At 64.3% G+C, this 20,591-nt stretch carries 13 protein-coding genes; 9 read left to right on the forward strand and 4 right to left on the reverse strand.

Annotated features, from left to right (window positions below):
- Positions 1–268: 268 nt before the first annotated feature.
- From folD to C8348_RS18720, 5 genes are all read left to right on the forward strand, one after another.
- On the forward strand, positions 269–1,180 hold the full coding sequence (gene folD, locus C8348_RS18700) for a bifunctional methylenetetrahydrofolate dehydrogenase/methenyltetrahydrofolate cyclohydrolase FolD (protein ID WP_106754826.1): 912 nt from the start codon (positions 269–271) through the stop codon (positions 1,178–1,180).
- A 161-nt stretch (positions 1,181–1,341) separates the two neighbouring features.
- Positions 1,342–3,006 (forward strand): methyl-accepting chemotaxis protein, encoded by a 1,665-nt coding sequence (locus tag C8348_RS18705; protein ID WP_106754827.1) that lies wholly within the window; start codon positions 1,342–1,344, stop codon positions 3,004–3,006.
- Between the two features lie 372 nt (positions 3,007–3,378).
- Positions 3,379–5,259 (forward strand): autotransporter assembly complex protein TamA, encoded by a 1,881-nt coding sequence (locus C8348_RS18710; RefSeq protein ID WP_208983815.1) that lies wholly within the window; start codon positions 3,379–3,381, stop codon positions 5,257–5,259.
- A 14-nt stretch (positions 5,260–5,273) separates the two neighbouring features.
- The gene (locus C8348_RS18715; protein WP_106754829.1) at positions 5,274–9,629 is read left to right on the forward strand and encodes a translocation/assembly module TamB domain-containing protein; all 4,356 of its coding nucleotides are present in this window, start codon (positions 5,274–5,276) and stop codon (positions 9,627–9,629) included.
- Between the two features lie 172 nt (positions 9,630–9,801).
- Positions 9,802–11,259: an NAD-dependent succinate-semialdehyde dehydrogenase gene (locus tag C8348_RS18720; protein ID WP_106754830.1), complete on the forward strand. Its 1,458-nt coding sequence runs from the start codon at positions 9,802–9,804 to the stop codon at positions 11,257–11,259.
- 23 nt (positions 11,260–11,282) lie between these two features.
- Here C8348_RS18720 and C8348_RS18725 read toward each other — a convergent pair whose 3' ends face one another.
- The 4 genes from C8348_RS18725 to C8348_RS18735 all read right to left on the reverse strand — a co-directional run bounded on the left by C8348_RS18725 (position 11,283) and on the right by C8348_RS18735 (position 16,219).
- Positions 11,283–13,928, reverse strand: a complete 2,646-nt coding sequence (locus C8348_RS18725; protein WP_341871596.1) for an EAL domain-containing protein — start codon at positions 13,926–13,928, stop codon at positions 11,283–11,285.
- 6 nt (positions 13,929–13,934) lie between these two features.
- A complete protein-coding gene (locus C8348_RS22045; protein ID WP_157950468.1) occupies positions 13,935–14,081 on the reverse strand; it encodes a hypothetical protein in 147 nt (48 codons plus the stop codon).
- Positions 14,082–14,112: 31 nt separating this feature from the next.
- Positions 14,113–15,231: a FecR domain-containing protein gene (locus tag C8348_RS18730; protein ID WP_208983816.1), complete on the reverse strand. Its 1,119-nt coding sequence runs from the start codon at positions 15,229–15,231 to the stop codon at positions 14,113–14,115.
- A gap of 265 nt (positions 15,232–15,496) precedes the next feature.
- Positions 15,497–16,219: a glycerophosphodiester phosphodiesterase gene (locus C8348_RS18735; protein ID WP_106754833.1), complete on the reverse strand. Its 723-nt coding sequence runs from the start codon at positions 16,217–16,219 to the stop codon at positions 15,497–15,499.
- Between the two features lie 412 nt (positions 16,220–16,631).
- Between C8348_RS18735 and C8348_RS18740 the strand changes: the two genes are divergently transcribed.
- The 4 genes from C8348_RS18740 (at position 16,632) to C8348_RS18755 (ending at position 20,479) form a co-directional block, all read left to right on the forward strand.
- Positions 16,632–17,210, forward strand: coding sequence for a YceI family protein (locus tag C8348_RS18740; RefSeq protein WP_106754834.1), 579 nt, complete (start codon positions 16,632–16,634; stop codon positions 17,208–17,210).
- Between the two features lie 63 nt (positions 17,211–17,273).
- The gene (locus tag C8348_RS18745) at positions 17,274–17,852 is read left to right on the forward strand and encodes a cytochrome b (RefSeq protein WP_106754835.1); all 579 of its coding nucleotides are present in this window, start codon (positions 17,274–17,276) and stop codon (positions 17,850–17,852) included.
- 26 nt (positions 17,853–17,878) lie between these two features.
- Complete coding sequence (locus C8348_RS18750) at positions 17,879–18,427, forward strand: YceI family protein (RefSeq protein WP_106754836.1); 549 nt, start codon at positions 17,879–17,881, stop codon at positions 18,425–18,427.
- Positions 18,428–18,841: 414 nt separating this feature from the next.
- Entirely contained in the window at positions 18,842–20,479 is a 1,638-nt protein-coding gene (locus C8348_RS18755) for a fumarate hydratase (RefSeq protein ID WP_106754837.1), read from the forward strand.
- The last annotated feature ends 112 nt before the right edge of the window (positions 20,480–20,591 follow it).

The raw sequence follows: 20,591 nt of genomic DNA on the forward strand, positions 1-20,591 counted from the left end.
CAGGGAGATGTTTGAATGAGCTCTTGCCGGCACCGTCCCGAGGCCAGCATCACCGACACGTGGCAGTCCCGGCGAAACAGGGGGAATCAGCACCGACAGGCCGCTTAGCGTCGCGACTCGGTGAAAAGAAATGCCGACGTGGGACGCTTTTGGGGAGGAAAATGTCGTCCGCCCCACTTTTCAGCCGGGCGGACGATTCATAATGTGCGCGCAGTTTCAGCACCCGGCCGGTCCTGCCCGTGACCGCGCCAGCCCGGAAAGGCCCACCATGAGCCAGGCAACCCTGATCGACGGCAAGGCGATTGCCGCCTCCGTCCGCGCCGAAATCACTGCCCGCGCCGCCTGCCTTCTGGCCGAGACGGGACGCCAGCCTGGTCTGGCCGTGGTCCTGGTTGGTGAGGATCCGGCCAGCCAGGTCTATGTCCGCAACAAGGACAAGGCGGCTGCTGCCTGCGGTTTTCATTCGGTCAAGCACAGCCTGCCGGCCGACACGTCCGAGACGGACCTTCTCGCCCTTGTCGAAACGCTGAATGCCGATGACACCATCCACGGCATCCTGGTGCAGCTTCCCCTGCCCCGTCACATCGACGAAAGCAAGGTCTTGCGCCTGATCCGGCCCGAGAAGGATGTCGACGGGTTCCACCCGGTCAATGTCGGGCTGCTGTCCATTGGCGACCGTGAGAGCGCTCTGGTTCCCTGCACCCCGGCCGGAAGCCTTGTGCTGCTGAAGCGCACGCTGGGGCCTTCGCTCGCCGGTCTCGATGCCGTTGTCATCGGCCGCTCCAACATCGTCGGCAAGCCGATGGCCCAGTTGCTGCTGTCGGAAAGCTGCACGGTCACAGTCGCCCACAGCCGCACGAAGGACCTCGTCGAGGTGGTGCGCCGGGCGGATATCGTCGTGGCGGCAGTCGGACGGCCGGAAATGGTTCGTGGCGACTGGATCAAGCCGGGCGCCACGGTCATCGACGTCGGCATCAACCGGGTACCGGATCCCTCGCGCGGCGCGGATGCCACCAGGCTGGTCGGCGATGTCGCCTTTGCCGAAGCTGCTGTCCACGCCGGAGCCATCACGCCGGTTCCCGGCGGCGTCGGCCCGATGACCATTGCCATGCTGATGGCAAACACGCTGACCGCCGCCCGCAGGTTGCTGAATGTACCGGCTGAACCGGATCTGTTTTAGGCGCGCAGATCTTACTGTCACAAATACTGATACAGAAAGCCGGGACGCCGACATTCAACAGCGGCGCCCGCGTTTTTATTCGCAAGGTCCTTGCGACTTATAATTTCGTTAACCATGAACATACAATCGTTGTTGCCGATACCAGATCAAAGGATATCGGCATGAGCCAGCCCTTGCGTCAGCAGTCCGGCACCCCGTTGTTTCCCCCGTCGCTCGAAAAATCTCTTGGCTCTGCAATCCACGAAGCGGTTCGCTGGGTGGAGAAAGACGACACGCAAGGATTGCGCCGACCGTCCGCCCAGACCGGCACAGACCGCTGGGTCGATGCCTTGTCTGCATCGGACGTAGCTCTGAGGACACGCGCCGAGGCCGCAGGCCGTGCGGATGCAGCAGCAGGGCAACGAATCGCTGCCGAGTTGCATTTCCGCGCGCGGGTGCAGACGCGTCTTCTGAAAGACCTGATGGGCCGCAAGCTCGGGTTTGGCTCCTCGTCGCGCGGAATTACCCGCCTTCTGGATCTGCTGGAGCGGGATCTTCAAGCCTACATGACCGGCTTTCTTGCCGAAGAGGAAATGCGCAAGGCCAAGGAAAGCAATGCCGGCCGTGTTGGATCTGTGAAGTCGATCGCCCAGACCGTTGCCGAGACAAACCAGGTCCTGCTTGACCTCGCCTATCTGCAGAAGAACTCAAACCTTGTTGCCAGCAACAGCCAGACCATTTCGGCGGCGGCCACCCAGTTGGTCGCGTCCGTTGAGGAAATAGCGGGAACCGGCTCGCAGGTAGCCAGCGACGCCCAAACGAGCTTCTCCTCGATCGAGGAAAACCGGAAGGCCATCCATCAACTGGCCGGATCCGTGCGCGACATATCGATGGCAATCGGTGGAACGTCGCAGAGTGTGGACACACTCGGCAGTATCACGGATGAGATCGCCAAGACACTTTCCGTCATCGAGCGCATTGCCAAGCAGACAAACCTCCTGGCGCTCAACGCAACCATCGAGGCCGTTCGGGCGGGCGACTCAGGGCGTGGTTTTGCCGTCGTGGCCTCCGAAGTGAAGCAGCTTGCCGAGATGACGGGCCAGTCAACGGAGGAGATTACCCGCCGGATCAACGACCTGAGCGCCGGCATGTCGATGATCGAAGGCAACATGCGTGGCTCGACATCCGCCGTGATGGAGGGCGAGAAAGCCATCGATATCAGCACAAGCCAGATCGAGGATTTCGCCGGCAAGATCGGCGGGGTCGTCTCGCGCATGACGGAGATCGCCGGCATCCTGGAGCAGCAGAAGCGAGCCAGCGAGGATGTCGCGCAACACATCAACAGCATTGCCGGCATGGCCGACGACAGCAAGCAGATGGTCGAGGACATCGCCAACGGCGTCAATCGCGCGGTCACGCATTCGATCAACCGGGCCAAGGAACTGTTTGTTGCCGATTCCGATGTCTGTCTCTGCCATATGGCCAAGATCGACCATGTCGCCTTCAAGAAGCGGGTCATTGATACGTGCATGGGCAAGGACAGCTGGAAAAGCAGCGATGTGCCGGATCACCACAACTGCCGGCTCGGCAAATGGTACGATGGCCTGAAAGACCCGCAGATCACCTGCATGCCGGCCTTCAAGGCCCTGTTGTCCCCCCACGAAGAGGTCCACGCATCGGCGAAGGCCGCGCTCGATGCGGCCTTTCGCTCCGATGCCTCCGGAATCACTGCTGCCCTGCGGCGCATGGATGCTGCAAGCGTCCATGTCCTGACCGGCCTCGATGAGCTGGGTGCAGCCATCGAAGCCAGGGAAAAGACGCAGCAAACACGGGCTGCCACGCGATAAGGCCGTGGGTCTGGCGCGCGTCTTTCCCGCCAGCGACCGCTTCTCAGGACAGGGCACGCGGCCCCTTCAAAGGCACAGGAAAGCCTTAACTCTTCCGTTACTATGATAGCTTGGGGCTTTATCCTAATCCGGTTGCTCGTTTGCAACCGGCTATGGATCTCTTGTCCCGCGCACGGAGCAGGGCTCGCAACAGCGGCCTGACCATGCGATACAAACCCATGGGTCACGGATCCGCCGTGCCCCTTTGGGCCACCAGACGGCTGCGAGTTGATGCGAGTTCCGTCCAAACAGTCAGGCCCCGCTGCGGTTGTTGACCGCGCGGATGGTCCCCTGCCCCGCCCCGCTCCCAACCGGACGGCCTGGCGGACAGGGTTGTTTTGCGCCGGTTTCCTGCTTGCCTCTGCCTCGGTCCTGATGCCGCTGCCGGCCGGGGCCTTCGAACTTTTCGGGTACCGCCTGTGGGGCTCGGCGAGCGACGACGCCAACACGCCGGATGCCTTTCCCTATGTTCCGACGCTGACCCTTTCAGGCGGTGATGACCCGCTCAAGGAACGGCTGACTGCTGCCTCCGTTCTGATGAGCGAGGCCGAAAAGGCTCCCTCTGGCGAGGCGGGTCTGATTGCCCGTGCACTCAATGATTTCGACCGGCTGATCGCCCAGCTCTATGTCGAGGGTCGCTATGGCGGCACGGTCGACATCAAGATCGCCGGGCTGCCGCTGCAAAGCGCGCTGCAGCGCGGCAGCCTGCCGGGTCCGCGTCCGGTCCCTGTGACCATCGCCATTTCGGCCGGTCCGCTGTTCACCTTTGGCGACGTGCGCATTGGCGCGGAAGGGGCTGCGGCCAGCCAGCTGTCGACCGATCCCGGATTCTGGGGCCTTGCGCCTGGCACAACGGCGGATTCGTCCAAGGTCCTCGTTGCCGAACGGCAGATCCTGAACACATTGCGCGCGCGCGGCTTCCCGAAGGCGCGCATCGTCACCCGTGACATCACCGCCGACCACGCCAATGACCATCTGGACGTGACGCTCGTCGCCAACGCCGGAGAGCAGGCACGTTTCGGCGCGGTCACGGTCACAGGAACCAAGGTGACCGATCCGAATTTTGTCGTGGCACAGGCGATGATCCCGGAAGGGTCCATCTATGATCCCGAGATTCTGGCTGCTGCCCAGAAACGCCTGAATGACCTGGGCATCTTTGCCAGCGTCAACATGGTCGAGGCCGACACGATCGGACCGGACGGCGCGCTGCCAGTCACCATCGAGGTCTCCGAGCGCAAGCGGCACGTGCTTGGCGCTGGCGCGACCTGGTCGTCAACGGAAGGCGGCGGCTTCGAGGCCTACTGGCGCCGGCGCAACCTGTTCGGACAGGGCGAGCTTCTTTCCGTCGAAGGCTCGGTCGGCCGGCTCGGCAATTCCTCGTTCAAGGACATGGAATATGCCGCGAAGATCGCCTTCGAGAAGCCGGGCGTGTTTGGCCCGCTGACCAGTTTCAGCACCTCCCTGTCGGCCAAGCAGGAAGCGCCCAACGCCTATACAAGCCGCTCGGTCGCCTATGATGCCTATCTGAAGCGTCAGTTCACCGACCAGTTCACTGGCCGGGCTGGTTTCGAGGTCGCCTTCCTCGACGAGAAAGACGCCTATGGCAAGAAGACCTATCTGCTGACCGGCCTGCCTGCTGACCTCACCTATGACACGCGGGACGACAAGCTCAATCCCTCCAAGGGTTTGCTGGCGACTGCTTTTGCCGAACCGGCCTATGACATCCGCAACCGCAACATGATGATGTTCATGAAGGGGTCGGTGTCGAGCTACGTGGCGCTGGACGAGGCCAAGCGCTTCATCCTGGCCGGGCGCCTCACGGCGGGCAGCATTGTCGGGCCGCAGGTGGATGACATTCCGGCCGGCCGGCGCTTCTTTGCCGGCGGCGGTGGCTCGATCCGTGGCTACGCCTACCGAAACGTCGGTCCGCGCCGCAATGGCGAGGTCACCGGTGGACGCAGCCTCATCGAGATGTCGGGGGAAGTGCGCGTCCGCCTGACCGAGACGTTCGGCGCGGTCGCCTTTGTCGACGCCGGCAATGTCTATAATGCCTCGGTGCCCGACTTCTCGCGCCCCTTCAAGATCGGTATCGGCGCGGGCATCCGCTACTTCACGCCGATCGGCCCGCTGCGCCTTGATGTTGCGGTCCCACTTTCGCCGGAAAAGGGTGATCCTGATTTCGCGATCTACCTCGGCCTCAGTCAGGCCTTCTGAACCGGACAAAGCACGTGCGGCGTATTCTGAAAGCCTTGCTCTACACCGCCCTTGGCAGCACGGCACTTGCCGGGCTCGCGCTTGCGCTCGTGCCGACACCGCTCGGGGAAAGCCTAATCCAGCAGCTGGCCAATGACGCGCTGGACTTGCCCGAGGGCGGCGCCCGGCTGGAAGGCCTCTCGATTTCCTGGTCCGGCAACGCCTCGCTCGCCTCGCTGACCCTGACGGACAGCCAGGGGACCTATGCCACCGTGTCGGGGATCGCCCTCGACTGGCGGCCACTGGCGCTGTTCACCGGACAGATGCACATCACCGCCCTGGCCGCCGATCTGTTTGACCTGCAGCGCCGGCCGACGCCGGCACAGGCCCAACAGGCCAGCCCGGCGAAAGATGGCCCGTTCCTTCCCATAGCCGAGGTCCGGATCGACAAGCTTGACCTGCCACGGATCCAGCTTGACGCGCCGGTGGCCGGCGTTCCGGTGACCCTGGCAGCCAAGGCCGAAGGGTCGGCTCAGGCAGTGCCAGAAACCATTTCCGCCCGGCTCGGCATCACCCGGATCGACGGCACACCCGGAACGGTTGCCGCCGATGTCAGCTTCGCACCGGGTGCCGGCACGCTCGACTTCAGCCTCAAGGCCAATGAACCGCGTGGCGGCATCATTGCCCGGCTCGCTGGCATTGACGAGCTTCCGGCACTGGATCTTGACCTTGCCGGCTCCGGGCCCCTCGCAGACTGGGGCGCCAGGCTGGCGCTTGCCCTTGATGACCGCCCGACGGTCATCGGCACAGCGCGCCTGACCGCAGCAGCCGATGCGAAGCGCAGCCTGACAGTCGAGCTCGACGGCGATCTCGGGCCTTTGGTCCCGCCGATTGCCGGTGCCCTGTTCCAGGGGACGACACGACTGGCCGGTTCGGCAGACCTCTCCGGGACGTTCCAGCCGCTGGGCGCAACGCTGACCATCCGCACCGGGACGCTGCAGGTCTCAGCCTCCGGCAGTCTCGATCCGGCGACGCAGGCCCTCACCGGGCTGGCGGACGTGATGCTGGCAGCTGGCGGCGATGCCCTGATCGGCATCGAGACTGGCACTGGCTCCAGCTCTGGCCTCACCACCTTGAAACGTCTGACCGCCTCGGCCAAGCTCGACGGCTCTCTCGATCGAGCAACCTGGCATGCCAGCATCGAAACCGATACGCTTGCCACGCCGGCCGGGCAGCTTGCCTCCGCCCGGCTGGACGCGACAGGCGTCGGCGCAAGTGTTCGGCCAGGCGCCGTGTCGGTGCCCCTTACTGCCACCTTGCGCTTCGCCGGTCTGTCACCGCAGGACCCGCGATTTGCTCCCTTCGCCGGGGCAAGCACGGCCGAGATAGCCGGTCGCTTTACAGTCAAAGGCGGCATGCCCGTGCTGCGCCTGGCGCGGGGCAGCGCTAACCTGCCGGTACTGTCGCTACAACTGGGCGAAAGCGAGATCAGCCTCGCACAGACACGGCTGACGGGAGACCTGCGCCTGCCGGATCTTGCCAGTCTCGCTCCGCTCGCCGGCCTGCCGCTGTCCGGCAGCCTGGGGGCCGGCTTCCGCACCGACCTGAACCTCAATGACCCGTCCGGCACTGTTGCCCTATCACTTGCCGGCACCGATCTGGCCGCCGGCATCGCTCCGCTTGATAGCCTTCTGGCCGGCAAGACCCAGGCGACTGCCAATTTAACGCTTGCCGGGGACGGCACGGTGGGCCTGCGTAACCTTGCCCTTACTGCCCCCGGCGCAACCCTCTCCGGCAACGCCGAACTGAAGCAGGACGATGATGACGGTCTCGATGGCGACCTCACCCTGACCCTGCCCGATCTGTCGCGCCTTGATCCGCGGCTTGGCGGAAGCCTGACGGCCGAGGCTGACCTGTCCGGTGCGCTGGCACGTCCCGGGCTTGAGCTGACCGCGACCTCGAACCAGATCCTGCTGTCAGGCACGCCGCTCAGCGACCTGTCGCTGGCCCTCTCCGGTCAAGCCGATCCGGATGCGCCGCGCGGGGAACTGAACCTGTCGGCCAGACTGAACGGCGCGCCGCTGGTGGCACGGGGTGAAGTGTCGAGCACCGATGGCCGCGCCGAGCTGACGGGCTTCGAGGCTGCCGTCGGCGGCAACCGGCTCAGCGGCGAGCTGACAGTCGCGGACCTGACCCGCGCGCTCGAGAGCGTCAGCGGCACGCTGGCCCTGAACGCCCCCGACCTTTCGGAACTCTCCCCCCTTGCCCTCACCGCCCTCTCCGGCCGCCTGACGGCGCAGGCTGCGATCAGCGCTGACGCCAAGGGCCCGCGCGTCCGCCTTACGGCAGAGGGCGCAGGCGTGGGCCTGCCGCAAGCAGCCGTCGACAGCTTCAAGGTCGACGCGGACCTGTTTGATCTGACCGCCGTCCCGCAAGCCTCCGGCACGGTGTCGGCATCCGGCCTCCTGGCCGGCGGCACGCGGCTTTCCAGCCTTGCGGCCACGGCCAAGAGCGACGGCACCCGCACGGATTTCACGCTGGATGCGCGCCTGCCGGGCACCGCCAAGGACGGCGTCGCTGCGGCCGGCAGCATGACGGCGGTCGCGGCTGGCTTTGACCTGACGCTCGCCCGACTGGACGGCACCTACAGCGGCCTCAAGACATCGCTGGTGCGCCCGGCGCGGCTGTCCTACGCCAATGCCATTGCCCGGCTTGACGAGGTTGCCCTCGCCCTCGGCAGCGGCTCCCTTGTGATCCAGGGCACCGCCGGCGAGACGCTGAACCTCAATGGCACGCTGAAATCCGTGCCGGTGGCCCTCGCCAACGCCTTCAGTCCGGGGCTCGGGCTTGCCGGCACGCTCAGTGGCTCGGTCAAGGTCAGTGGCGCGGCCAGCGCGCCGGTTGCCAGCTGGCAGCTGACGGGCGCGGGTCTTTCGGCGGCGGCCCTCGCCAGCAACGGCATCGCCCCGCTTGGCCTCGACAGCCGTGGCAGCTTCCAGGGCCAGCGCATCGAGCAGACCAGCAAGGTGATCGGCGACGGAGGCCTGTCGCTCACCGCAACTGGCCCGGTGAACATCGCCGGTGCCGGATCGCTGGCGCTTGAAATCTCCGGCAGCGTGCCGCTGGCGCTCGCCCGCCCTGCCCTGACGCGGTCCGGGTTCCGGGGCGAAGGCGCGCTGGCCGTGTCCGGGCGGATCGGCGGAACGTTCGCCGCGCCCGATTACGCCCTGACGGCGCGTCCGCAAGGCGTCAGCTTCACCGAGCTTTCCTCCGGCTTCACCCTGCGCGATGTGACCGGCACCATCGACGTCACCCGCGACCGGATCGTTGTCAACGGCATCACCGCTGCCATTGCTGCCGGAGGCACCGTGAAGGCCAGCGGCTCGGTCGGGCTGTCGCAAGGCATGCCGGCGGATCTGTCCATCACGGTCGACAATGGCCGCTACAGCGATGGCCGCATCGTCTCGGCCGATATTGGTGCTGCCCTCAAGGTCAGCGGCCCGCTGGCAGGCGGCGGCGTTTTGTCCGGCACGGTGAATGTGCAAGATGCCAACATCGCCATTCCCCAGTCCCTGCCCGGCAGCCTGTCGCCGCTGGCGGTGCGACACGTCAATGCGCCCAAGCCCGTGCGCGAGCAGGTGGCAGAGTTGAAGCAGGACATGGGCGAGACAGGCGGCGGCTCGGGCAGCGGCGGACTGTCGCTCGACGTCACCGTCAACGCGCCGGCCCGCATCTTCGTGCGCGGCCGTGGTCTTGATGCGGAGCTGGGCGGTTCGCTGCGCATCGTTGGCACGACGGCTCAGCCGCAAGCCATTGGCGGCATCACGCTGCGCCGTGGCCAGCTGGATGTGCTCACCCGGCGGCTTGCCTTCTCGCAAGGCTCGGTCACCTTCACGGGCTCGCTGACGCCGACGCTGAATTTCGTGGCCACCACCACCGCCAGTTCGACCACCATCAATGTGACCATCAGCGGCAGCGCCGCGGATCCGGTGATCGCCCTGTCGTCGTCGCCCTCGCTGCCTCAGGACGAAATCCTCGCCCAGCTGCTGTTCGACCGCAGCATGACCAGCCTGTCGCCGACGCAGATCGCCCAGTTGGCCGCCGCCGTGGCAACGCTGACCGGTGGCAGCGACCAGGGTCCCCTTGCCCAGCTGCGCAAGTCGCTCGGGCTGGACGCGGTCGATCTCAATGTCGCAGGTCCAGGCGGACCGTCCCTGTCGGTGGGCAAGTACATCAATGACAACATCTATCTGGGCGTCGAACAGGGCACCGGCCGCGACTCCTCCAAGGTCAAGGTCGACATCGACCTGTCGCGCAATCTGAAAGCCCGTGGCGAAGTGGGGGCGACCGGGTCGTCGAAGGCCGGCATCTATTTCGAAAAGGAATATTGATCTGCCTCAGCGTGCAGGTCGCACCCCTGCCTGCACACGATGTGCAAAGGCCCTTTACCGCGCGCCTCGAAACTGTTTAACATGTTAAATAATAGGCGCTGACGTGACGTCTCGCCTGATACATGCCACACACGTCCGACACGACGGGCAAGACAAATCGGGGGAGACCGACATGGGCCTTGATGCAAATCTGGTGAAGCAGCAGCTGTACATCGATGGAGCCTGGGTTCCGGCGGACAGCGGCCAGACCATCCGCGTCGACAATCCGGCAACGCTTGAGACCATCGGCACCGTTCCGAAAGCCGGGCGCGCCGAAACGCGCCGCGCCATCGAGGCCGCGCACAAGGCGCTGGCCGGCTGGAAGGCCCTGACGGCAGAGGATCGCGCGGGCCGCATGCACAAGCTGTGCGATGCGATCATGGCGAACCATGATGCGCTGGCCGAGTTGCTCACCACCGAAATGGGCAAGCCGCTGGCCGAGGCCAAGGGCGAAATTGCGCTTGGCGTGAAGTACATCCGCTTCTTCGCCGAAGAGGGCAAGCGCATCTACGGCGACGTCATTCCCGCCCCCTGGGCCGGCAAGCGCATCCTTGTCACCAAGGAGCCGGTCGGCGTCGTCGGGGCCATCACGCCCTGGAACTTCCCGAACTCCATGATCGCGCGCAAGCTCGGCGCCGCGCTCGGGGCCGGCTGCACCATCGTCATCAAGCCGGCCAGCCAGACGCCCTACTCTGCCCTCGCTTTCGGCGCGATGGCGGAGGCAGCGGGCATTCCGGCCGGCGTCATCAACGTGGTCACCGGTTCGGCAGCCGAAATCGCGGCGGAGATGTGCGAGCATCCCCTCCTGCGCAAGATCACCTTCACCGGCTCGACCGAAGTCGGCAAGCTGCTTGCCAGCGAGGCAGGCAAGCACATGAAGAAGATTTCGATGGAACTGGGCGGCAACGCACCCTTCATCGTCTTCGACGATGCAGATCTCGATGCGGCTGTCGCCGGCGCAATGATTTCCAAGTTCCGCAACTCCGGCCAGACCTGCGTCTGCGCCAACCGGCTCTATGTCCAGGCCGGCGTCTATGACGCCTTTGCTGCCAAGCTGAAGGCGGCCGTCGAGGCACAGCTAAAGGTCGGCGACGGGCGCAAGGACGGCATCACCCAGGGTCCGCTGATCGACACCGGTGCCATTGCCAAGGTCGAGGAACACATCGCCGACGCGGTCGCCAAGGGAGGCACTATCCTGACCGGCGGCGCACGCATCGGCAACGAGGGCAGCTTCTTCCAGCCGACCATCGTTGCGGGAGCCACCGCCGAGATGAAGGTGGCGCGCGAGGAGACCTTCGGCCCGCTTGCCCCGCTGTTCCACTTCGAGACCGAAGAGGAAGTCATTCGGCTTGCCAATGACACCGAGTATGGCCTGGCCTGCTACTTCTATGCCCAGAACCTTGGCCGGGTGTTCCGGGTCATGGAAGCGCTGGAATACGGCCTTGTCGGCATCAACGAAGGCCTGATCACCACGGAAGTCGCCCCCTTCGGCGGCGTCAAGGACAGCGGCATGGGCCGCGAAGGCTCGAAATACGGCGTCGACGACTACCTCAGCATCAAATACGCCTGCATCGGCGGTCTGGGGCTCTGAGCCATTCCATGGCGCGCCGCAGCTCAGGCTGCGGCGTGCTGCAAGGCAAGGAGGTCCTCGGCACTCATCGGACGGCCGTAAAGATAGCCCTGCCCGATGTGACAACCGAGCCGGCGCAACACGTCTTCCTGGGCCCGCGTTTCAATGCCCTCCGCGATGACCGTGATATCGAAGCCGCGCGCCAGTTCGACAACGCTGCGGACGATGGCAACGCTGCCCTTGTCGACGGCGACCCGTTCCACAAACGACCGATCGATCTTGATCTTCGAGAATGGGAAGCGCGGAATGTAACCGAGCGATGAGTAGCCAGACCCGAAGTCATCGAGGGCGAGGCCACAGCCGAGGCTCCGCAGACGCGAGATGCTGGCGGCAACCTGATCAGCCTGCCCGAGGAACAGGGATTCGACGAGTTCCAGATCCAGTTGAGACGGCGACAGCCCCGACGATGCGAGCGCCGCTTCGACGGCTGTGGTGACCGACCCGCGCTCGACCTGGATCGGGGAGACATTGACCGCAAGGCGCAATGGCAGGTTCCATCCCTGCACGGTTTGACAAGCCTCACGCAGAACAAAGGCTCCGAGCGGCTCGATCAGACCACTCTCCTCTGCAATGGGAATGAACTCGACGGGCGACACATTGCCGAGCTCAGGATGCTGCCAGCGCAGCAGTGCCTCGACGCCGATCATCTTGCCACCCTGCAGCTCGACCTGAGGCTGGTAGACGACGTGGAACTGGCCCTTCTGGATGCCCTCCTCAAGATCAATCTCGAGGAGCCGGCGACGGGTCACGGCATGCAGCATGGCCTGGTCGAACCGGCGTATCGTACGTGGACCTGACTTCCGGGCCCACGACAGAGCCGTGCCGGCCTGGCGCAGCATGGCCGCGGCGTCAGGTACATCCTCAGGAGCAAGCGTCGCCAGACCAAAGCAGGCGCTGATGTGCAGACGGTGGCCACCAAGAACGAGTTCCCGCGATATTCGCTGCAACACCTCCTGACAAAATTCTTCAGGCACAACGCCGTCCGGAAATCCGGCCAACGCAAGCTGCCGGTCACCGACACTGGCGACAAACTCGCATCCGAGCTGTCGCAATTCGTGGGCGATCGCCGCACGAACCTTGTCAGCCCAGCTAAGCCCGAGGGACGCGGCGATGATATCGATGCGCTCAAGGCCGGCGACGAGCAGGTGATAGTCACCCGCGCGCCGCGCCCCGTCCTGTAGGCGGATCTGCAAAGCTTCTTCGAAGGCGCGCCGGTCCAGCAGGTCGGTTATCGGGTCGTGACGGGCAAGATAGGCAAAGGCATCTTCCGCACGCCGCTTGTCGGTGATGTCACGACAGGTCAGGCAGGTCACCACATCCGGCCGATCTCCCTCGATCCCGGCAAGCACGGAGGCTGTAACCGCGTATTCGATCAATCGGGCATTGTCCGGCTGGTCGCCAAGCTTGATTGCAATTTCGTGCAGTCTGACACCTTCATCCTGCGATTCCGGATCTGTAATTGCGTTCTGAAGCGTCACCACGACTTCGGACGGCAGCACGTCTGGAGCACAGGTCCCACTGCGAATGGGGGCACGCCAGATTGCTTCCGCGCTGCCGCTGGCAGCGCGGACGATGCCCTTGCTGTCGACAACGATCACGCCATCGAAGTTATCCTTGAACACCTGATCGAGGATCCGGCGGTCGTTTTCCTGCTCCCGGTGGATCGCGCGGATCTGCAGCTGGCGAACCCCGATTTCCCGTAGCAGGGCCGCAAGGGCCAAGACGATCAGGGCGATCTGGGCAGGCACCGTGTCGAGGCTCAGCGGTGCGATGGCCTGTACAGCGAGCGCGACGATCTCCAGCCCGACAGAAAGGATAAAGAACAGGACGAGCCGCGGCCGCCAGGTCGTCATGCCCGAAAGCGTTGCAATGGCCCCGATCGCGAGCACAAGTGCCAGCAACGGGTAGCCGAAACCGCTGCTCATCGCCCTGTCGGCCAGCAGGCTTTCGGCTGCCAGGATCTGCAGCAGCGCTCCGGGCAGAATGCCATGCACCGGGACATTGAAGTAATCCCGCAGCTCCTGTGCACTGGCTCCGATCACGACCTTGCGCCCCTCAAGCGCGCCGGAATCAACCCTGCCTGCCAGAACATCCCCCGCTGAGATGCGCGGGATACTGCCCGGATCAATACTGAAATCGATACCAAACGTCTGCAATATGCCGCCATCCGCTCCTGCTGCCATGGCAGACAGAGACAGCACAGCTTCGCCATGAATGCTGTCGGCAAAAAGCGACGACCGGATCCTTCCGTCGCTGTCAACCGGCAGGCTGACTGTCACTGGCCAGGCATGGTCCAGAAGGGGCGAAATCGGAATGTTCGTGAGGCGTTTTTCTGCAGGGAGCGCCGGGTCAGACGGTTGCCGAAAGACTGCAAGGTAAACCGAGCCCTCTGCCCGTTGCAGCGCCGCCGCAAATTTGCTGTCTTCGACTGGACCAGAGTAGGCGCTGAAGTCGATATCGAAATAGATTTCTGCGGCACCGGCTGCCCGGAGGCGGTCAACAAGTTCGCCGTGCAATCCGCGGGCCCAGGGCCATACTCCGACCTTGCGAAGGCTGCTTGCGTCAATATCAACGAATACAATCTCGCCTGACGCCTGGCGCTCCAGCAGCGAATACCTGACCTCCTGGATGGCCCGTTAAATCGGCTGCAGCCAGCCCTTCGTGTGCAGGCCGACGGCTAGCAACGCGGCAATCACGGCCGCCAGAGCGCAGCTGACCGAAGCCAGTCGAACCAACTGACGGGCCAGTTGAGCCAGCGACTGCAAGCGACCTCCACGCATCATCTTGGCGACCTGTCAGTTGGACCGAATGCCATCACTGGCGTCCATTGCCGTTGCCGCCAGCATTGCCATTGCCGTTGCCGCCAGCATTGCCATTGCCATTGCCGCCAGCGTTGCCATTGCCGTTGCCGCCAGCGTTGCCATTGCCATTGCCGCCAGCGTTGCCATTGCCGTTACCGCCGGCATTGCCATTGCCATTGCCGCCAGCATTGCCGTTGCCATTGCCGCCAGCATTGCCATTGCCGTTACCGCCAGCATTGCCGTTGCCATTGCCGCCAGCGTTGCCGTTGCCATCGCCGCCAGCGTTGCCATTGCCGTTACCGCCGGCGTTGCCATTGCCATTGCCGCCAGCGTTGCCGTTGCCATTGCCGCCAGCATTGCCGTTGCCGTTGCCGCCAGCATTGCCGTTGCCGTTGCCGCCAGCATTGCCGTTGCCATTGCCGCCAGCGTTGCTGTTGCCATTGCCGCCGGCGTTGCCGGCGGGACCGCTGTCATGCGGAGAGCTGTCATTCACCACTGTGCCGGTACTACGGGTACTGCCGGCCGGGCTTGCGTCAGTTGCCAGGCTTGCCGCAGGAGACAGCGGCGCTGTGAAGGTGGACGAGGCAGGAGCCAGTCCACTCTCGACGGAGGGAAGGGTGCCGGATCCGGTTACGCTTAGGCCGACACCGTCCTGCGTGCTGGCTTGTTGCCCGGCCCCGATATCAGACCGCTCGCCGGTATCGAGATCGATCACCTGGACCAGGCCGCGCTCAACCTCGACCTTTGCCTGCCCTTTGCGGATCTGGACACCAAAGCGCGTGCCCTTGACCACGGCGGCCAGGAACGGGGTCTCGACAACAAAATGCGGCCGGGCACGCTTCTGCACATCCACCGTCACCTGGCCGTCGCGCTGCAGGAGGGTCGTGGTCTCGCCCGTGCTTTTCAGGCGCGAGATAGCGACCGTCGAATTCGGCGAGACCAGAATGGTCTCCCGGCCACGAACCAGCAGCGCCTTCGCCCCGCTTCTCGTTGCAAGGGTTACGCCTTTCGGCAGGACCATGCCGCTTCGCGCGGCGACGGGCTCAACGCCCGGTGAAAGCAGGTATACCTTGCCGCTGCTGCGCTGGATCACCCAGTCGGCAGCCAGAACCGGCGAGGACAGCAAGAACAAGGCAAGGATCGTGCCCGCAAGAGACGCCGCCGCCGCAGCAGCAGATCCCCGTCTGGTCGGAGCCAGGCGTGTTGCCGGATGACCAATTGATCTGTGCCCGAGAAGGCCGGCCCGCGGTGTCCGCATTTGCATCGTGTCCTGTCCGTCCCTGTATCAGATCGGACCAAACGAAACACACTAGCCTTAACTTCCGCTGAATCAGCCCCCTGAAACACCTGGGTTTTGGCAGTTTTATTGCAATATCAACGCCAGACGCATCAATATATCAGATCGTCTCTGCCAGCATCCTGGCCTCCACAGCTCGAAACAATTCCGCCTCGTCGATATTCATCTGTTCAATGCCGCAGCGGATCGCCCGTTCGAACACACCCACATCAGACCCGGCGTAGAACATCTGCGTCACCAGCCCGGCGTCCCGCGCCTGGGCGACGCGCTCGGGCGTGACATTGCCCTCGTGGAATTCGAGAATATGCGCCTCGGCCGCAACGGCCCGTTCGACCGAGCCCATATGCTGGAACAGCACCATACGGCGCAGGTCCGGCACCCTTGCGCGCATCTGCGCCCGGATGTCCTGGTCAAAGGAGAAGGACCAGGCCCGACCCAGCATGCCGCGCGCGGCCAGCATGTCGCGCACCCGCGCCGGGTCCGCCGCCTTGATCTCGGCATAGGTGCCGACGCGCCCCTTGCAGGCATCCAGGAACACCGACAGACGCGGAAGCCGCTGGCCCGCAAAGGCTGGCGAGAACCAGCTGCCGGCATCCAGTCGATCCAGTTCGGCCGAGGTCATGTCCGCCACGCGGCCGTGTCCGTTACTTGTACGGTCCACGGTCTCGTCGTGGATGACATAAAGCACGCCGTCGCGGCTTGTGTGGATGTCGAACTCAACTACATCGGCTCCTGCGGCAATCGCTGCCTCCAGCGCTGCCAGCGTGTTCTCCGGCGCCTTGCGCGACAGGCCACGATGGCAGATGAGCACGGCTTTCTTCACAACGAATCCCTTCGGCTTCCACCACCAATGATTGCAGCAGATGGAAAAATCTTGTTATGGATGCGGACTTGACTGCTTCCTTCCTGCACCAGTCCGTTGATGGATTGATGACAAAACGGCCCTTGCCCCCCGACATTCCATTGTGCATTGCACCACCACCTTCGCTCACATCTGCGGCAAAAGCCCGTGATCAGGCCTTGCCGCATGGAGCCGCAAGACCCGAAGACTGCGTATTTCTCCGCAGTTTTCCGCAGAGATCAGTCTTTATTCGTGGTCAGTTCACCGGGTAACTCTTGGTCATCGTTCACTCCTAGTGAACGGCGCGTCAAATTGTGCCTTGCGCAAAATCAGCTACATGTAACAGCGCCGGCATCACTGATGCCTTTCTGTTTATCCCTTCCGGAGACGTCGCATGACCCGCTTTGCAGCTTCTGCCCTCGCCCTCGCCCTGTTCGCCACTCCGGCGCTCGCCGAGCCGGTGGCCTATTCCTTCGACAAGAGCCACTCGAATCTCTCCTTCACCTATGACCACCTCGGCTACTCGACCACCGATGGCCGCTTCGGCAACTGGGATGCGACGCTCCTCATTGATGCCGACAAGCCGGAAGCCTCGTCGATCGAGTTCACCATCGACACTACGTCGCTCGACACCTTCTTCGCCGATCGCGACACGCACCTGAAGAGCGCCGACTTCTTTGACGTCGCACAGTTCCCGCAGGCGACATTCAAGAGCACCAAGGTGACCAAGACTGGTGACAAGGAACTGGAGATCGTTGGCGACCTCACGATCAAGGGCGTCACCAAGCCGGCCACCCTCGCCGTCAAGGTAACAGCCATGGGCGAACATCCGATGGCCAAGATGCCGGCGGTCGGTTTTGCCGGCACCACCACGATCAAGCGGTCCGACTACGGCATGAACATGTTCGTCCCTTATGTCAGCGACGAGGTCACCATCACCTTGCATGCTGAAACCCTCGCCGCGGCCAAGTAAGGTCAGCGCGGTCCGGGCCGGACGGTCCCCATCACGTCCGGCCCACCTATCAGGAGAGCCTGCATGCTGCGCAACAGTTCCAATGGTTACGGCTGGATCGCCATTGCCTTTCACTGGTCCATGGCCCTGATGATCATCGGGATGATCGGTCTTGGAATGTACATGCACAGGCTGCCCCTCACCGATCCGGCGACCTTTGCCCTGTTCCAGTTGCACAAGTCGATCGGCTTCGTGGTGCTTGCCTTGACCGTGCTGCGCCTCGTCTGGCGCCTTGCCAACCCGAGCCCGGCCCTGCCGGCGGCAATGCCGGCCTGGGAAAAGGCAGCGGCGCATCTGGGCCATCTCGGGCTCTATGGCCTGCTCTTTGCCATTCCGCTGACTGGCTGGCTGATGGTTTCGGCGTCCCCCTGGAACATTCCGACCATTCTCTTCGGCGCCGTGCACATGCCGCATCTGACCATCCCCGAGGCGCTCGGCACGAAGGCGGAGGCCGAGACCCTGTTCAAGGATCTGCACGAGCTGTTTGCCTGGCTGCTGATCCTGCTGCTGGTCGCCCATATCGGGGCTGCCCTGAAGCATCATTTCCTGGCGCGCGACGGCGTCCTCCTCCGGATGCTGCGTCCCGGCCGCACTGCTGGCTGACCGCCTCTTTCCGAAAGGACCATTCCATGCGCAAGTTCCTGCAACTGACCGCAATTGCCGCATCGCTCGCCGCCACGCCGGCCCTCGCCTCCGACTGGAAAGTTGATCCCGCCAAGAGCACCCTGGGCTTCGCCGTCGACCAGGGAGGCCAGCCCGTCGAGGCAACCTTCAAGACCTGGACGGCGGCCATCCGCTTTGATCCGGCCAATCCGGCCGATGCCAAGATCGAGGCCACCATCGAGACCGGCGGCATTGCCACGGCCAACCCGCAGTTCGTCGAGATGATCCCGGGGGCCGACTGGCTTGCTGCGGCCAGCTTCCCGACCGCGACCTTCACCTCGGGTGCTGTCACCTCGAAGGGCGGCAATGCGTACCAGATGGACGGCACGCTCACCCTGCGCGGCCAGTCCCAGCCGGTGACGCTCGACTTCACCCTCGACATTACCGGCGACAGCGCCCGCGCGGTTGGCACAGCCACTGCCAAGCGCTCCGCCTTTGGCGTCGGCGCCAGCTTCCCGCCGGCCACCGTTGGCGACGATGTCACCATCAAGCTGGACCTGACAGCCAGCCGCTGACAACACGCCGTTTCCCCGCGACGAATTGCGAAGGCCGGACCCGTTTGGCGGACCGGCCGTCGCTTCGTTTATGCGCCCGCCGATGTCACCCCGGGCGGAGCGCAGCGGAGACTCGGGGCCCACTCGTTCGCAGAGCAGCAGAGACTGGCAGGGTCGCACCACAGGCTGCGGAGAGGGCGCGCAATGCCTGCCGCAGCGCTGCTGCAAGTATCGCATCGCTCTGGAAGCGAGTTGGCCCCGGCTCTCGCGATGCTCGGCCGGGGTGACACGGAGCAAGCTGCCGGCAAGAAACAAGGTTTGTCAGCAGCCCGAGGCCGGACCCGCTTGGCGGGACCGGCCTTTTTGCCGTAAAGAAGGCCATCCCGTTTTGAGCCGTTCCAATCACGAAGCACGGCCGCCAGGAAAGAGACCCCGATGAACGCTCCTGTCACCGCTCCGGACTATCGTCACAGCGCCATGTTCCCGCTTGGCGAGGACAAGACGACCTATCGCAAGCTCACGTCCGACCACGTCTCGACGGCCACCTTCAACGGCAAGGAAATGCTGGTCGTCGAGCGCGAGGGGCTGCGGCTTCTGGCCGAGCAGGCCTTCATCGACATCAACCACTACCTGCGCCCCGGGCATCTCGCCCAGCTCAAGGCCATCCTCGATGACCCGGAGGCGACCGACAACGACAAGTTCGTGGCCTTCGACCTCCTGAAGAACGCCAGCATCTCGGCCGGCGGCGTCCTGCCCATGTGCCAGGACACCGGCACCGCCATCGTCATGGGCAAGAAGGGCCGCTGCGTCTGGACCGAGGGCAGCGACGAGGAAGCGCTCGGCGAAGGCGCGCGCGATGCCTATTTCAAGCGCAACCTGCGCTACTCGCAGCTGGCACCGATTTCCATGTTCGAGGAGAAGAACACCTCCAACAACATGCCGGCGCAGATCGAGCTCTATTCCGAGGGCGAGAACGCCTACAAGTTCCTGTTCATGGCCAAGGGCGGCGGCTCGGCCAACAAGACCTTCCTGTTCCAGGGCACGCCGTCGCTGCTGACCCACGACCGCATGATCGATTTCCTGAAGGAAAAGATCCTGACGCTCGGCACGGCCGCCTGCCCGCCGTATCACCTTGCTATCGTCATCGGCGGCACCTCTGCCGAAATGTGCCTGAAGGCGGTGAAGCTCGCCTCCGCCCGCTATCTCGACACCCTGCCGACGCAGGGCTCGGAACTTGGCCACGCCTTCCGCGATCTGGAAATGGAAGCCGAGATCCACAAGCTGACCCAGGCGACCGGCGTCGGCGCGCAGTTCGGCGGCAAGTATTTCTGCCACGACGTGCGCGTCATCCGCCTGCCGCGCCACGGCGCGTCGCTGCCGATCGGCATCGGCGTCTCCTGCTCGGCGGACCGTCAGGCCCTCGGCAAGATCACCAAGGATGGCATCTACCTCGAGCAGCTGGAGATGCATCCGGAGAAATACATGCCGGAGATCACCGACGACCATCTCTCTGACGCCGTCGTCAAGATCGACCTGACCCGGCCGATGCCGGAAATTCTCGCCGAACTGTCGCGCCACCCGATCAAGACCCGCCTGTCGCTGACCGGCCCGCTGATCGTCGCCCGCGATCTGGCCCACGCGAAACTCCGCGAGCGGCTGGAGGCCGGCGAGCCGCTGCCGGACTACTTCAAGAACCACCCGATCTATTACGCCGGCCCCGCCAAGACCCCGGAAGGCATGCCCTCCGGCTCCTTCGGTCCGACCACGGCCGGGCGCATGGATGCCTATGTCGACCAGTTCCAGGCCGCCGGCGGCTCCATGGTGATGCTGGCCAAGGGCAACCGTTCCCCGGCCGTCCGCCGCGCCTGTCAGGCCCATGGCGGCTTCTACCTCGGCTCCATTGGCGGCCCGGCCGCCCGTCTTGCCCAGGACTGCATCAAGAAGGTGGAGGTCGTCGCCTATCCGGAACTCGGCATGGAAGCGATCTGGAAGATCGAAGTCGAAGACTTCCCGGCCTTCATCGTCGTCGACGACAAGGGCAACGACTTCTTCAAGGAACTAAACCTGGGGTGAGGTGTTGTCCTGAACTGATCAGCTGATATCGAAGGGCCCCGCCGGGGCCCTTCGCCACTTCCAACAACCTCGCCATCGTCGTCCCGGGCTGAGCGCAGCGAAGACCCGGGAC

It is taken from the genome of Pannonibacter carbonis (genome assembly GCF_003012935.1).
GTDB lineage: Bacteria > Pseudomonadota > Alphaproteobacteria > Rhizobiales > Stappiaceae > Pannonibacter > Pannonibacter carbonis.